General features: G+C 51.4%; 13 protein-coding genes. 10 read left to right on the top strand and 3 right to left on the bottom strand.

The window, feature by feature from the left end:
* Positions 1–171 precede the first annotated feature (171 nt).
* From glgB to BBI15_RS01800, 8 genes are all read left to right on the top strand, one after another.
* A complete protein-coding gene (glgB, locus tag BBI15_RS01765) occupies positions 172–2,055 on the top strand; it encodes a 1,4-alpha-glucan branching protein GlgB (protein WP_068871692.1) in 1,884 nt (627 codons plus the stop codon).
* Positions 2,052–3,200, top strand: a complete 1,149-nt coding sequence (locus BBI15_RS01770) for a glucose-1-phosphate adenylyltransferase (RefSeq protein ID WP_084632706.1) — start codon at positions 2,052–2,054, stop codon at positions 3,198–3,200. The genes glgB and BBI15_RS01770 overlap by 4 nt, the downstream gene beginning before the upstream one ends.
* The gene (locus tag BBI15_RS01775) at positions 3,197–4,219 is read left to right on the top strand and encodes a GlgC family sugar phosphate nucleotidyltransferase (RefSeq protein WP_068871694.1); all 1,023 of its coding nucleotides are present in this window, start codon (positions 3,197–3,199) and stop codon (positions 4,217–4,219) included. Before BBI15_RS01770 ends, BBI15_RS01775 begins: the two co-directional genes overlap by 4 nt.
* A complete protein-coding gene (gene glgA / locus BBI15_RS01780) occupies positions 4,216–5,640 on the top strand; it encodes a glycogen synthase GlgA (RefSeq protein ID WP_068871696.1) in 1,425 nt (474 codons plus the stop codon). Before BBI15_RS01775 ends, glgA begins: the two co-directional genes overlap by 4 nt.
* 14 nt (positions 5,641–5,654) lie before the next feature.
* Complete coding sequence (gene glgP, locus BBI15_RS01785; RefSeq protein WP_068871698.1) at positions 5,655–8,039, top strand: glycogen/starch/alpha-glucan family phosphorylase; 2,385 nt, start codon at positions 5,655–5,657, stop codon at positions 8,037–8,039.
* A gap of 20 nt (positions 8,040–8,059) precedes the next feature.
* A complete protein-coding gene (locus BBI15_RS01790; protein WP_068871700.1) occupies positions 8,060–8,869 on the top strand; it encodes an SDR family oxidoreductase in 810 nt (269 codons plus the stop codon).
* Positions 8,870–8,954: 85 nt separating this feature from the next.
* Positions 8,955–10,049: an MBL fold metallo-hydrolase gene (locus tag BBI15_RS01795; protein ID WP_068871702.1), complete on the top strand. Its 1,095-nt coding sequence runs from the start codon at positions 8,955–8,957 to the stop codon at positions 10,047–10,049.
* A gap of 4 nt (positions 10,050–10,053) precedes the next feature.
* The gene (locus BBI15_RS01800; protein ID WP_068871704.1) at positions 10,054–10,317 is read left to right on the top strand and encodes a DUF3006 domain-containing protein; all 264 of its coding nucleotides are present in this window, start codon (positions 10,054–10,056) and stop codon (positions 10,315–10,317) included.
* Positions 10,318–10,365: 48 nt separating this feature from the next.
* Here the strand turns inward: BBI15_RS01800 and BBI15_RS01805 are convergent, their stop codons facing one another.
* The 3 genes from BBI15_RS01805 to BBI15_RS01815 all read right to left on the bottom strand — a co-directional run bounded on the left by BBI15_RS01805 (position 10,366) and on the right by BBI15_RS01815 (position 12,642).
* Complete coding sequence (locus tag BBI15_RS01805) at positions 10,366–10,656, bottom strand: DUF3219 family protein (protein WP_068871706.1); 291 nt, start codon at positions 10,654–10,656, stop codon at positions 10,366–10,368.
* A 338-nt stretch (positions 10,657–10,994) separates the two neighbouring features.
* Positions 10,995–12,080, bottom strand: a complete 1,086-nt coding sequence (locus tag BBI15_RS01810) for a YkvI family membrane protein (RefSeq protein WP_068871707.1) — start codon at positions 12,078–12,080, stop codon at positions 10,995–10,997.
* Positions 12,081–12,312: 232 nt separating this feature from the next.
* Complete coding sequence (locus tag BBI15_RS01815) at positions 12,313–12,642, bottom strand: YflT domain-containing protein (RefSeq protein WP_068871709.1); 330 nt, start codon at positions 12,640–12,642, stop codon at positions 12,313–12,315.
* A 115-nt stretch (positions 12,643–12,757) separates the two neighbouring features.
* Between BBI15_RS01815 and BBI15_RS01820 the strand changes: the two genes are divergently transcribed.
* Complete coding sequence (locus BBI15_RS01820) at positions 12,758–13,492, top strand: MBL fold metallo-hydrolase (RefSeq protein WP_068871711.1); 735 nt, start codon at positions 12,758–12,760, stop codon at positions 13,490–13,492.
* A gap of 78 nt (positions 13,493–13,570) precedes the next feature.
* Entirely contained in the window at positions 13,571–14,590 is a 1,020-nt protein-coding gene (locus tag BBI15_RS01825) for an LLM class flavin-dependent oxidoreductase (RefSeq protein ID WP_068871713.1), read from the top strand.
* The last annotated feature ends 58 nt before the right edge of the window (positions 14,591–14,648 follow it).

The raw sequence follows: 14,648 nt of genomic DNA on the forward strand, positions 1-14,648 counted from the left end.
ATTCCAAACTGTGCCTTACGACAAGCCGTTAGATTAGGAAAAATATGAAGACATTGCGACATCCTGTTTGTTTGTGGGATTTCTTGGGAGCAATCGGCATCTTAACAAGGAGTTTACATTTTATATGTAGAATAGAAACTAAACTTGGTTTTGGCCAAAAGGAGGCGCTGCATGGAATTTTTGTTGGATACCTGGACGGAAGAACGGCTGCAGGCTTTTCATGAAGGGCGCTTGGTGGACGGCTATTTGTATTTCGGCGCGCATGCAGCCGGGGACGAAACGACTTTCTCGGTGTGGGCTCCGGAAATCGAGGGAGTCGATGTGGTCTGTGTGGACCCGGATACGGAAGACACCTCCACATATGCCTTGGCGCAGCACCCGCACGATGCCAGCATATGGGGCTTGAGCATTCCCGAAAATCTGGCGGGCCGGCTTTATGAATATGCGCTTCGGACGCCAAAAGGCGAAGTGTTGTGGAAATCGGACCCGTATGCACGGCAAAGCGAGAAACGGCCGTTTACCAAATCGATCGTCTCTGGTCCCGGGGAGTACGCTTGGCCGCTGGAGGTACTGAAACGCAAGCAAACGATCAACGACAAGCATCTGGAACGCGCGATGGCCATTTACGAAGTGCATCTCGGCACATGGAAGCGCAAGGAAAACGGTGAGTTCTATACGTACCGCGAGATCGCGGATGAGTTGATTCCGTACGTTATCGACATGGGCTTCACCCATATCGAGATCCTGCCGATTACGGAGCATCCGCTAGACGAGTCATGGGGCTATCAGACGACGGGGTTTTTCTCGCCGACAGGGCGCTATGGCACGGCCGATGACTTGAAGTATTTTGTCGCGGCTTGCACGGAACATGGCTTGGGATTGATCTTGGACTGGGTCCCCGGACATTTTTGCGTCGACCAGCACGGATTGGCGAATTTCAACGGCCAATTGCTTTACGAAGAACAGCGTGAAGCGCGGCGCATGAACCCGGACTGGGGCACGTTGAATTTCGATATCAACAAAGGCGAGGTGGTGAGCTTCATCTTGTCGAGCGCCCATTATTGGCTGGAGGAATTCAAGTTCGACGGCTACCGCATGGATGCACTTGTTAACCTGTTATTCATCCCGAACATCAAGGAGCGGCCGCATAATGGGGAAGGAGCGGATTTCCTCAGGAAACTGACAAGCAGCTTGAAGCTCCATTACCCGGAAAAGTTGTTGATTGCCGAAGATGCTTGGCATTATCCGAAAGTGACGCACCCCGTCGAATCGGGCGGTGTCGGCTTCGATTACAAATGGAATTTCGGCTGGATGCACGACACGCTCGAATACATGAAGACGCCACCGGCCGAGCGGTCGAAAGCCCATGGAAAAATGAATTTTTCGATGGTCTATCAGTACGAAGAGCGCTACCAGGTCATTTTTTCCCACGATACCGTGGCAGATGGGCGAAAATCCTTGCTCAACAAGCTGCCGGGCACTAGGGAAGAGCGTTTTCTTCAATTGCGTTTGCTGTTCGGCTTCTGGATGGCGCATCCCGGCAAGAAATTATTGTTCATGGGGCAGGAATTCGGCCATTTCGAGGAGTGGGAATTCCAGCCGGAACTGGATTGGGCGTCGCTGGAAGATCCACAACACAAAGGAATCTCGGATTTCATGAAGGAATTGCTGGCGTTTTACCGAAGCGAAAAAGCGTTTTTCGAGCTCGATGATGAACGTGACGGCTTCATGTGGCTTGATGCCGATAATCATGAACAAAGCGTAGCGACCTTTGTCAGAAGGGGCTTTTTGCCGGAAGACGAATGTCTCGTATTGTGCAATTTCTCCGATCGGCATTATGGAAGCTTTCAGGTGGGGGCCCCTCGAAAAGGTAGCTATGAAGAAATATTCTCCACCAATTCAGCACAGTTCGGCGGGGCGGCTGATAGCTTGCCGCCGGCAACGGAAACGCTCGATGTTCCGTGCGACAATCAGCCTTTTTCACTGACGCTCGATTTGCCGCCGTTCACGATGAGCATCTGGAAAAAAAGAAAAGACGGGAGTGACTGGTTGTGAAGGAAAAAGTAGTTGCCATGCTTCTCGCAGGCGGACAAGGAAGCCGATTGAAATCATTGACCTACGATATTGCAAAACCCGCCATTCCTTACGGCGGAAAATACCGGATCATCGATTTTCCCCTGTCGAATTGCACCAATTCGGGCATCACGACGGTCGGCGTGCTGACGCAGTATCAGCCGCATGCGCTCCATCGCTACATCGGGCTCGGCACGCCCTGGGACTTGGACCGCCATCAAGGCGGGGTGACCATGCTGCCGCCTTATGCTGAAATCGACGGCATCAAATGGTATGCCGGTACAGCCAGTGCGATCTATCAGAACATCAGCTTCTTGGCCGGTTGTAAACCCGATTATGTCCTGATTTTGTCAGGTGACCATATTTACAAGATGGATTATGAAAAGCTTGTGGAGTATCACAAGGAAAAACAGGCGGATGTCACCGTTTCTGTCCTGGAAGTGCCGTGGGAAGATGCGAGCCGCTTCGGCATCGTCAACACCGATCAAGACATGAACATCGTGGAGTTCGACGAAAAACCCGAAAAGCCGAAAAGCAACCTCGCTTCCATGGGCGTTTACGTTTTCGACTGGAAAACACTTGAGCGTTATCTGGAAGAAGATAATGCGATGGTGGAATCGACACACGATTTCGGAAAAGACATCTTGCCGAAAATGTTGGCGGACCAACAAAAAATGGTGGCGTATCCGTTCAAGGGATATTGGAAAGATGTGGGCACAGTCGACAGCCTGTGGGAAGCGAATATGGACTTGCTTGATCCATCGGCAGGCCTCGTATTGCACGACCCCGCTTGGCGGATTTATTCATCGAATCCCCAATTGCCGCCCCAAGTCGTTACGGAAACAGGGCGTGTGCAAGGGTCGATGGTCAATGAAGGTTGTGTCATCAAGGGAACCGTCAGCCATTCGGTCATTTTCCAGAACGTCCTGGTCGAAAAAGGAGCTGTCGTTGAAGACAGTGTGGTCATGAGCGGCACGGAAATCGGGCGCGGGGCCCATCTGAATCGTGTCATCGTGCCACCGGGCATCACGGTTCCGGAAAATTACCGGTTGCTTGAACCGTCAGAAGGCATCACGCTGTTGACGCAAGACTTAATCGATTCATGGAAGGAGAGTGGGCAGCAATGACTTTGATGGCCGCAGTGGACGCTTCTGTAAAAGTAGCAGGACTCCAGGACCTGACCATCCATCGGTCGGTCTCCTCGATTCCATTCGCAGGAAGATACCGCTTGATCGATTTCGCTTTATCGAATTTAGTGAACGCGGATATCAACTCGGTCGGCATTTTCGCCTCGCCACCATTCGGTTCGCTGATCGACCATATCGGCGTCGGGAAAAGCTGGGATTTGGACCGCCGCAAAGAAGGCTTGTTCTTCCTGCCGACCACCCATCAAAACGGGGGGATCGCTACAGTCGGTTCTTTCCATGATTTTGAGGAGCATCTCCAGTTTTTTGAAAAAAGCCGCCACACACATATTGTGGTAACGAGCAGCTTTGTCGCTGGGCAATTGGATTATAAGGAAATGCTCGATCATCACCTGGCATCCGGAAAAGACATCACCGAAGCGGTCGGGACGGGCGGTTCCTTGAAATCGTATATCCTGTCGCGCAGGTTGATGTTGGAATTGATCCATTCCTACAGGCAAAAGCGCATTCTCAGTGTCGAAGACCTAGTGAATTTGAAGAAAGCGCCTTATTCGTACGGTGTTTATGAATACAAAGGGTATTTTGCCATCATCGACTCGATTCAGCAGTATTTTAAAGAGTCACTCGGACTATTGGACGAGAACAATCGCCGCTTGCTGTTTTTGCCGCAAGCACCGATTTATACGAAAGTGAAAGACGAACCGCCAACACGTTATCTGGATGGGTCGAGTGTATCGAACTCCATGATGGCAAACGGCAGCACGGTGTTAGGAAACGTCAAGAACAGTATCATCAGCCGTGCGGTCACCATTGGCATCAATGCGAACCTGGATCATTGCATCATCATGCAGAAATGTACGATCGAAGAAAATTGCGAGCTCGCGTATGTCATTGCTGACAAAGATGTCTATATCGAAAAAGGCGTGAGGTTGACCGGTACAGCTGACCGGCCGATCGTCCTCCGAAAAGGCGAGCGGGTCACGAAGGAGGATTCACAATGAAGATTGTCATGGCCGCTGCAGAATGCGCCCCGTTCGCCAAGGCGGGGGGCCTGGCGGATGTGATTGGTGCTTTGCCTCAGGAATTGGCGCGCCTTGGACACGAGGTACAGGTCATCATCCCCAAATACAGTTTGATTCACGACCGTTATCAGCAGCAATTCTTTAAAATGGGAGAATATTCCTTTAAATTTAAAGATAAAGAGAAGAATTATGCAATTCATCGATTTGAAGCGAACGATGTTCAGTTCCTGTTTTTGGAAAATGATTCTTATTTTGAACGCGACAGCATTTACGGACCGGATGATGCCGAGCGGTACGCTTTTTTCAGCCGGGCCGTCCTGGATTTCCTGGCGCATTCCGACACGGCTCCAGACATCCTGCACGTCCACGATTGGCACACAGGCGTCTTGCCGTTTCTATTGGAAGAAGATCCGCAATACCGGCAATTGGCTGCTGGTGTGAAAACGGTGCTGACGATCCATAATATCCAGTTCCAAGGCGTTTTTCCGAAAGAAGTGTTTGTCGAGCAATACCGGATGGATGAAAAGTTTTACGACAACGGCAAAGTCGCATGGCTCGGAAACTTCAATTCTTTGAAAACCGGTATTCTCTATGCCGATAAATTGACGACTGTCAGCCCGAACTACCGCGATGAAATCTTGACGGAAGCTTACGGGGAACATTTGGAAACTCTGCTCGCCAAGCGGCGGGGGGATTTACAGGGCATCTTGAACGGCATCGATACCGAAGCCTATAATCCGAAAACCGATGACCATATTGCCGAGACTTTCAGCGCTGAAGATATGCAAGGAAAACAGGCCAATAAGCGTGCCATCCAAAAACGCTGCGGCTTGCCGGAACAGCCGGATATCCCTTTATTGACGATGGTCTCGCGGCTTTCAGGACAGAAAGGGATCGATGTGCTCGAACAAAGCTTGCCGGAGTTCTTGGAAGGCGAGGTGCAGTTTGTGCTGCTCGGTTCAGGGGAAGCTCAATATGAGGAATTTTTCCAACGGCTTGAAGTGGATTATGCCGGAAAAGTTTCCGTCCATCTCGGCTTTGACGAAGCATTTGCGCATCAATTATATGCTGGCGCGGATATCTTCCTGATGCCCTCGCATTTTGAACCGTGCGGCTTGAGCCAATTGATATCCATGCGTTATGGCACGGTTCCGGTGGCGAACCGGACGGGCGGCTTACGGGATACGGTGGAGGAATATGATGAAAAGGACAAGGCGGGAACGGGCTTTTTGAGCGATTTCAAGGCTGGCATCCATTTTGATGAAGCCTTATCGCGCGCGCTGTCCTTCTATTATAAGCCGGACCACTGGCATGCATTGATCCAAAACGGCATGGCGAGAGACTCCACGTGGTCGCGCTCGGCGAAAGAATACGAGAAATTATACATGAGCATAAACTGAAGGGTGTGTTGAGGATGTTTTACTCCAAGGAGCAATTCAAAGAAGAATTCAGCCGGCGATTAGCATTGGAAAATGGGGATAAAACAGAAGGCACAGCCTATGACGTGTTAGGGAAGATGGTTTGCGAAGAAGTCATGCTGGAATGGGATAAACAGCAAGCTGCCAAACGCGAGAGCGGCGATAAACAATTGTATTATTTGTCGATCGAATTCTTGCTGGGCCGTTTGCTCGGGCAAAACCTGCATAATCTCGGCGCTTACGATTTGGTGGAAGAAGCGCTCGGCGAACTCGGCTTTAAATTATCCGAAATCGAGGAATTGGAACAGGAGCCAGGGCTTGGCAACGGCGGGCTCGGGCGTTTGGCGGCGTGTTTCCTGGATTCACTCGCTTCGCTCGGCTTGCCCGGGCATGGCTGCGGGATCCGCTATCGTGGCGGATTGTTCACGCAACATTTCATTAAAGGATTCCAAGTGGAATTGCCGACCGATTGGATCAAGGAAGGCCAGAGCCTCGAAGTGCGCCGTGAGGACCTCGCGCTCGATATTCCATTTTACGGGGAAACGAGTGTGACCGTCGAAGAACATGGCGTGCGAACGGAACTGGAAAATGCGGTGTGGGTCAAAGCCGTACCCTACGACATGCCGATTGTCGGAGCGAAAGGCGGCACGATCAACACGCTCAGGCTTTGGCAGGCGGAAACATCCGACCGGCCGCTTCCTTATGGGCTTGGGTATTTGGTTAATGAACTCGAGACGGCTAAAATATCCGACCGTCTTTACCCGGATGATGCGCTCGATAGCGGAAAACTGCTGCGTCTCAAACAACAATATTTTTTATGCAGCGCCTCCATCCGCACGATCCTTTCGACGCGTAACTTCGACATCGAGGAATTGCCTGAAAAAGTGGCGATACAGATCAACGATACACATCCGGCTTTGTCGGTTCCGGAGTTGATGCGGATATTGCTGGATGACTATGGGCTGGATTGGGATAAAGCGTGGTCGCTGACGACGCGGACCATTTCCTACACGAATCATACGATTTTGGAGGAAGCGATGGAGAAATGGGAAAGCCGCCTGTTGTGCCAGCTATTGCCTCGTGTCTATCAAATCATCGAAGAGATCGACCGGCGTTTCCGGGCCGAATGGGAATCGAAGGAACTGGATGAACAGGCTCGGCACAAATTATCGATCATCGATGACGGTGTCGTGAAAATGGCGGTCTTGGCAGTGGTGGGAAGCTATAAAGTGAACGGTGTGGCCAAGCTCCACACAGAGATCCTGAAGAAACGCGAAATGAAAGAACTCAATGAATACTTTCCGGATAAATTCCATAACAAAACAAACGGCATTACCCACCGGCGTTGGCTTCTCGGGGCCAATCCGGAGTTGTCCTCACTCATTACCGAACATATCGGCCCGGGGTGGATCCAAAGGCCCGAAGAATTAAGGGAACTTGGCTATCTGGCTGAAAGCCGGCCGTTCCTGGAGTCCTTCCAAGCTATCAAAAGGCTGAAAAAAGGACATTTGATCCATCACCTCGAAAGAGAGCATAATACTATCGTTGACCCCGATTCGATCTTTGATATCCACATCAAACGGATCCACGGTTATAAGCGCCAGCTGATGAATATTTTACACGTTCAGCAATTATACAAGCGCATCAAAAGCGATTCCAATTACCGACCGTATCCCCGTACTTTCCTATTCGGGGGGAAATCCGCCCCAAGCTATCATTTCGCCAAACAAGTCATCAAGCTGATCAATACGGTCGCGGACCGAGTCAATAGCGACCCGGTCGCAAGGCGCCATCTGCACGTTGTCTTTGTGGAGGACTATAACGTCAGCCATGCGGAATTCCTGATTCCGGCAGCCGATATCAGCGAACAAATCTCTACCGCTTCGAAAGAAGCATCAGGAACGGGGAACATGAAATTCATGATGAATGGCGCACTGACCATCGGGACATATGACGGCGCGAACGTCGAAATCTTCGATGCCGTCGGCGAAGAAAATGCCTTTGTCTTTGGCATGAGTTCAGAACAAGTCATGCGTTTTGAGCATGACGGGAGCTATGACCCGAAAGACATCATCGCCAAGGATCCGTTTATCCGCGAAACAATTGAAGAACTGGCACGGGGCAAGTGGTCGGACGGGCCGCATAATTCCGACTTTATCGTGCGCCAATTGACTGAAGACGGAGACCCGTTCTTCGTCCTGAAAGACTTGGGCGACTATGCCCGGACGCATGACCGCGTACTCGATGCATACGCACATCCTGTCGAATGGGCGCGCATGTGCGTGAGGAATATCGCCGCTTCCGGTGTTTTCTCAAGCGACCGGACGATCCAGCAGTATTCCGAAGAAGTATGGGGGCTGTCGAAAGTTCCGACTAATTGACACCGGAAGGAGAGCGGGCAATGGCACAATCAAGTTTCGATAACACCGATCTGGCCGATTACAAAGCGAGCGGCGCTTTGGAAGGGAAAGTGGCGATTGTCACCGGTGCCAGCAGCGGCATCGGGCAGGCGGTTGCGATCGCTTATGCAAAGGAAGGGGCGCGCGTGGTCATCGGTTATCTCGATGACGACGCAGGCGCCGGAAAAACCTTGGACATCATCCGATCATACGGAGGCGAAGCGCGTGCTTTGGGAGGAGACCTTGGGAAATCCGAAAATTGCGAGGCGCTCGTGCACTTTACGCTCGAAGAGTTCGGTGCTGTAGATATCGTCGTCAATAACGCAGGATTCCAATACCCGCAAACATCACCGCTCGATATCAGCGATGAGCAAATGCTGAAAACCTTCGAGATCAAGGCGTTTGCGATGTTTTATTTGGTGCGCGCGGCATTGCCCCATTTGAAGAGAGGAGCGCGTATCATCAATACCGCTTCGATCAATGCCTACCGGGGCCATTCGGATCTCATCGATTATTCCGGCGCGAACGGCGCGATGGTCGCCATGACACGCTCCTTGGCAAGGCGGCTCGTCCGCGAGGAGATCGCGGTCAACGGCATCGCGCCGGGCCCGATTTGGACGCCGCTCATTACAAAAACTTTCGGGGATTTGAATCCGGACGTCGCAGACGATTTCGGAGAAGACGTGCCGGCGGGGCGCCCGGGCCAACCGTATGAACTTGTGAAAGCGTATGTGTTCTTGGCAGATCCGCAAAATTCCTATATGACCGGGCAATTTTTGCATATGAACGGCGGCGACTATATGTCGACATGAAAGCACGGGGGAACCCGTGCTTCTTTATATGGAATGTCCGTGTTTTCCCCGGGCTATGGTAAAATTCGGGTAAGAGGTGGGAAACATGAAAAAGATATTATGGCTCGCCGTGTCCCTGCTGGGGTTGGCGGGCTGCGTACCGCTCGGTGAACCGGCGCAACCGAAACCGGCAGAACCTGGAAAGCCGCAGCGAAACACGGCAGAAGAACAGCCGGGATGGCTCGCGGTCCATTACATCGACGTCGGCCAAGGATCTGCTGCTTATCTGGAATGGGATGGCTATTCGATGCTGATCGATGCAGGAGACTGGAACGCGAGTGATGTATTGGCTTACTTGGACGAACTGGAAGCCGAAAAGATCGATATTGCGGTCGGGACCCATCCGGATGCCGATCATATCGGGCAGTTGTCGCGCGTCATCGAAACTTATGAGGTCGGGGAAGTGTGGATGTCAGGAAACCCGAGTTCGTCCAATACGTTTATCCGGACACTCGAAGCGATCGATGAAGGGGGGATTCCCTACGAAGAACCGCGGCGCGGGGATGTTTATGACGTCGGGGACTTAACGATTGAAGTGCTCCATCCCGAAGAATTGAGCGGCGACACAAATGGCGATTCGCTATCGTTCCGCATCCGTTACGGGGAGACAGCGTTCATCTTCACTGGCGATGCCGATATCCAGGCAGAGCGTGAAATGGTCGCGAGCGGCTTGTCACTTGAAGCGGATATCTTGCTGATGGGCCATCATGGATCCAATACATCCACCAGCCGGGAATTCTTGCAGGCTATCAAGCCCGATGTGGCGATTTACAGCGCCGGCCTTGATAATCCTTATGGCCATCCTTACGCGGAGGTGCTGGCATCGGCGGAAAACGAAGGGGCGGAAGTATATGGCACTGACGTCAATGGCACCATCATCGTCGAGACGGACGGTCAGGAATACAGTGTTGAAACTGACCGTGAAGGTGTTGCCAAAGAAGGCAGCAACCGCTGTGTGGACATCAACGGTGCTTCCACTGCGGAATTGACGGAACTCGCTGGGATCGGGGAATCCTTGGCAAAAGCGATTATCGAAGAACGCCCGTTTGAAACGCTTGATGACTTGACGCGTGTCAGTGGCATCGGCGAAGGGAAATTAGCCGGATTGAAAGAACAGGGATTAGCTTGTGTAGGGGAGTGAGGAGATGAGAGGGGTATTGGATCGTTTTGAAGATGGAGGCATGGCTGTCATCATCGCAGAGCAAGCCGGGCGCGAATTCCATGTGCCGTTGCGTTATTTGCCGGAAGGCAGCAGGGCAGGCATGTGGTTCACGCTGAGTCTCGAATCGGGGCGTGTCGTGGATATCGAAGCGGATCTCACGCAGACGAATGAACACGCAGATAAAGCTGAAGAGTTGCTGGCGCGTTTGCGCAGCAAAAACACCGGCAGCCGCTTTAAGCGGAAATAGAAAAGCGTATGAAGACTTTTCTCCATACGCTTTTCTTGCGTTTGTTTTTCAATTTGATGCCAATTCGGTCAGTTCCAGATGATAATCCGCTACTTCATTGCCTTTATAAAGGTTGGTCGTATCGGTGTAATAATTGGAAATGGCAGCGTCGAATTCCTGGCCTTTCGCCGGCAAAGCGACGCGGAAATCCATTTCATATAAAAGCACGGCAATGTCATGGTAGGCATCGCTTGTCACTTTGAAATCGCAAGAAATCTGTCTGCGGCCATCCGCCAATTGATGAAGTTCAAGCTGGTCTGTTTCGATCGGGCGGCCGTTCAATTGAATGATTTCGCTCATCGTCTATTCCTCCGTTCCATTTGCTGAAAAGCCTTATAGTAACGGTACCATGAAAAAAACACCAAAGCACATGATTGTGCTTTGGTGTTAGCTTTTTAATAAAGATAAGAAATAGTATTTACCGAAGCTTATCGCACGACTCCGTGGGCTCGCGTCCAAGCCTCCTCAGTCGCGGTGCGCCTTGCGGGGTCTCGGCCGTCTCGCTGATCCACAGGAGTCGAGCGAACGCTTCTCCAAATACTTAGAAAGATTATTGAGTATTGAATGTGGAGAAATGATCTATGTTTTAAGTTGCAGCGGTCATAGACTTCTTCAACACACTGAATGTTAAAGCACAATCATGTGCTTTGGTGTCTGATTTTTTCTGCGCGCGTTTCTTGTGGTTTCGGTTTCTTGATGTCGGCATAGATCAATGCGCCGACGAGGAACAATCCGAGGTAACCGACAATCGGATAGAACATGCTGACGAGTTTCGTGAACCCGACAAAGCTTAGGATATAAGCGACGACTCCAACGACGATGACGAAGATGCGGAACTTTGCAGTGCCCATCTCGACAAAACGTGCGGAGAACGAGAACAGCATGCTGACGCCGGTGTTGTAGATCATGCCGAACAGAATGACCGACATGAAGACGCCAAGTGCAGGCGACAAGTCATCTGCAATCTGCAGCATCGGCATTTCTGCCGTGCCGACAACGTCGATTTGCGAGAAAATCGCCAAATGGCTCAAGATGATCAGGATCCCGAGGCCAAGGCCGCCGATGAATCCTCCGCGTGCTGCGATTTTCGGGTCTTTTTCTGTACCGCCCATGACGATGGCCATCGAAGCGCCGACCGCAATGTTGAAGGAAACATAGTTGATGGCAGAGAGCCACCAGCTGCTGACAGCTGATTCCTGTTCCTTGGCAATGGATTCAAGCCCCGAAAATGAACCATCCATCGTCATCAAGCTATATATGGCGAGCGCAATGACCGAAAGAATCAGGAATGGCGTGATGCTCCCGATGATATTGATGACTTTTTGGACGTTCATCATAATCGTCAAGATGATCAAAACCGCCATGACAGTGCTGCCGAGAGCGGCTGACCAGCCAAACTGCTGCGAAAAAATTGAACCTGCCCCGGCGATCATGACCACCCCTACGCCGAACAAGGTCAAAATGATGATGTAATCGACAATCGTACCGACTAACCGGCCGCTGATCCCGAAAATGGCCTCTTTATGGGAAGTGGTGCGCATGCGGCTGCCGAGGCGCGTCAAGCTCATCCCGAGGTAAGCGAAAAGTGCAGTGGCGATAACGGCTGCCACTGTCCCCATGACGCCAAAACTGGTGAAATATTGCAGGATTTCCTGCCCCGAAGCGAAACCGGCACCGACAATGATCCCGATAAAGGCGCTTCCCATTTTAATACTTTTAAACATCTTGCTCCCCCTCGTTAAGCGTGCGAATTCACTTGTTTGAAAATTAACCTTTTTCAAATATAGCAAAATTAAAACGTTTTCACAAACTTAATCAGGAAAACAAGAGTATTTTACTAGTCGTTTATAAAGGGCTATATAGCTAAAAAATACTTTCGATATAGCATTTTTTAGAGGGATTTAATGGGCGCATCATAAAACCCCGCATGGCGGAGAGCCTTGCGGGGTCTTGTGGTTATGAATGGTCTTTATTCGCTACGATCACCAGTTTGCCGGTGTCGAGCACTTCCTCGTATTCCTCTGCCTCTTCTTTCGTCAGTCCGGCAGCTTCCAGCTTCGCGCGCAATTCATCGCCGCGGGAAGAAGTCATGTTTTTCATGCTATCAAGGAAGCCTTGTTCTTTCATGCCGACAGATTCTGTATCGAGCGCTTTCGAGATGTCTTTCGTGCGTTTCGGGTCGTGGGCGAAAATGTAGATGTCGTCATGTGTAAATCCCTGCGTCTCAAGCTTCTCGATTTCTGCTTTTGCTTGTACTGCGTTTTCGACTGATAGTTTGATTACCAAAACGAATCCCTCCAATATTTTCTTCTTACTGCCTATATACCACCAGCAAATACTCTTAAACTATGCGCCGTGTGCTGAAATGATATACTGGGGAAAAACTGGGGGAGTGGTCACTATGAAAATTACGCCAATCGGGATCTGGGGCGGATATCCGAATAAAAACGAAGCGACCTGCGCTTATTTGATCGAACAGGACGGCTATCGCTGCCTGCTCGACTGCGGCAGCGGGGTCGTCGCGGCGGTGCAGAATTATACGGAACTGAAAGACATCGATGCGGTCATCATCAGCCATTACCATGCGGACCATGTGGCGGATATCGGCGTCTTGCAGCATGCGGCGATGGTCGGCATGCAATTGAAGGAATGGGATGTGCCATTACCGATTTATGCGCACGACAAAGACGAAGAAGGATTCGCTGCGTTGTCCTATAAAGGCGTGACGGAAGGACGGGCGATCGGGGCAGGCGATACGCTTGAACTCGGTCCATTCCAAGTGACCTTCTGTGAGACGGACCATCCTGTCTATTGCCTGGCGATGCGCTTTACGAACGGGGAGCGGACAGCGGTCTTCACAGCCGATACGGCATGGAAAGATGAACTCGTGCCGTTTGCGGAATCTGCCGACCTGCTCGTTGCAGAATCCAATCTATACGAAAAGTATCTCGGCATTATCCAGGGCCATATGAGCGGCAGCCAAGCAGGGAAACTTGCCTCACAAGCTTCGGCCAAACAGCTGCTGCTGACCCATTTGCCGCAATACGGGGAGTTATCCGAAATCCTTACGGAAGCGAAGAAAACTTACAGCGGAGATGTAGCGTTCGCTGAAATCGGCAAGAGCTATCAGTTGTAGACAGAGCAAATAGTTTGAACTTGAAGGAATTTCCTCCTATCCTTATATCATCCGAATGGAATGAAAGGAAGTTGACGCATGACACAACAAACAAAAGAGCTTGCCGTATCCATCTTGGACCTGGTGCCAGTGCGCCAAGGTTTTCCAATGGTGCAAGCGTTTGAAGATATGAAAAATCTCGCACGCCATGCCGAACAGCTCGGCTATAAACGGTTCTGGCTGTCCGAACATCACAATACACCGACGCTCGCGAGTTCTGCGACGTCAATCCTTATCTCGAAAGTGCTCGAAGCGACTGACACGATCGAAGTCGGCTCTGGGGGCATCATGCTGCCGAACCATACGCCGCTTGTGGTTGCCGAACAATTCGGCACGCTTGAGACGATGCATCCAGGGCGCGTGAATCTCGGCCTTGGCCGCGCACCGGGGACAGACATGCAAACAGCCCGCGCGCTTCGCCGGACGACCCAGGAAACCGCCTTCCAATTTCCTGAAGATGTCGAAGAACTGCAGCGTTATCTGGGCCCGCTTGAGGCGCAGGAATCCGTAAAAGCGTATCCAGGCGTTGAGACGGAAGTGCCGCTGTTCATCCTCGGCTCGAGCACATCGAGCGCGGTGCTCGCAGCGAAACTCGGTTTGCCGTATGCGTTTGCCGCCCATTTCGCCCCGCAGCAGCTGGAATCGGCAATCGCCATCTACCGCAGCCGTTTCGAGCCTTCCGATACTCTGGCAGAGCCGTACGTCATCGCCTGCGTCAACGTAGTCGGTGCCGATAGTGCGGAGGAAGCGGAACAGCTTTCGACATCGAGCGACCAGTTTTACTTGAATGTCGTCCGCGGAACGAAAAACCCATTGATGCCGCCTGTCGAGACGATGGAAGGCCGTTGGAGCTACGCGGAAGAAGCGATGGTCAAATCGATGGCACGCTATACATTCAAAGGGAATGCCGAGCAACTGGGAGAACAAATCGGCCGTTTTGCCGGTGAATTGCCAATCGATGAATTGATGGCCGTTTCCTATATTTATGACCAGGAAAAGCGCGCGCGTTCTTACGAAATCCTCAAGCAAGCGGTAACGCATGCTGTCGGATTGCCATGAAATGTTCACCTGGCCGGCACCAGCAACCGTCCAGCTTCATGTATAATACTAGGGAAAC

It is taken from the genome of Planococcus plakortidis (assembly GCF_001687605.2).
GTDB classification, from domain to species: Bacteria; Bacillota; Bacilli; order Bacillales_A; family Planococcaceae; genus Planococcus; species Planococcus plakortidis.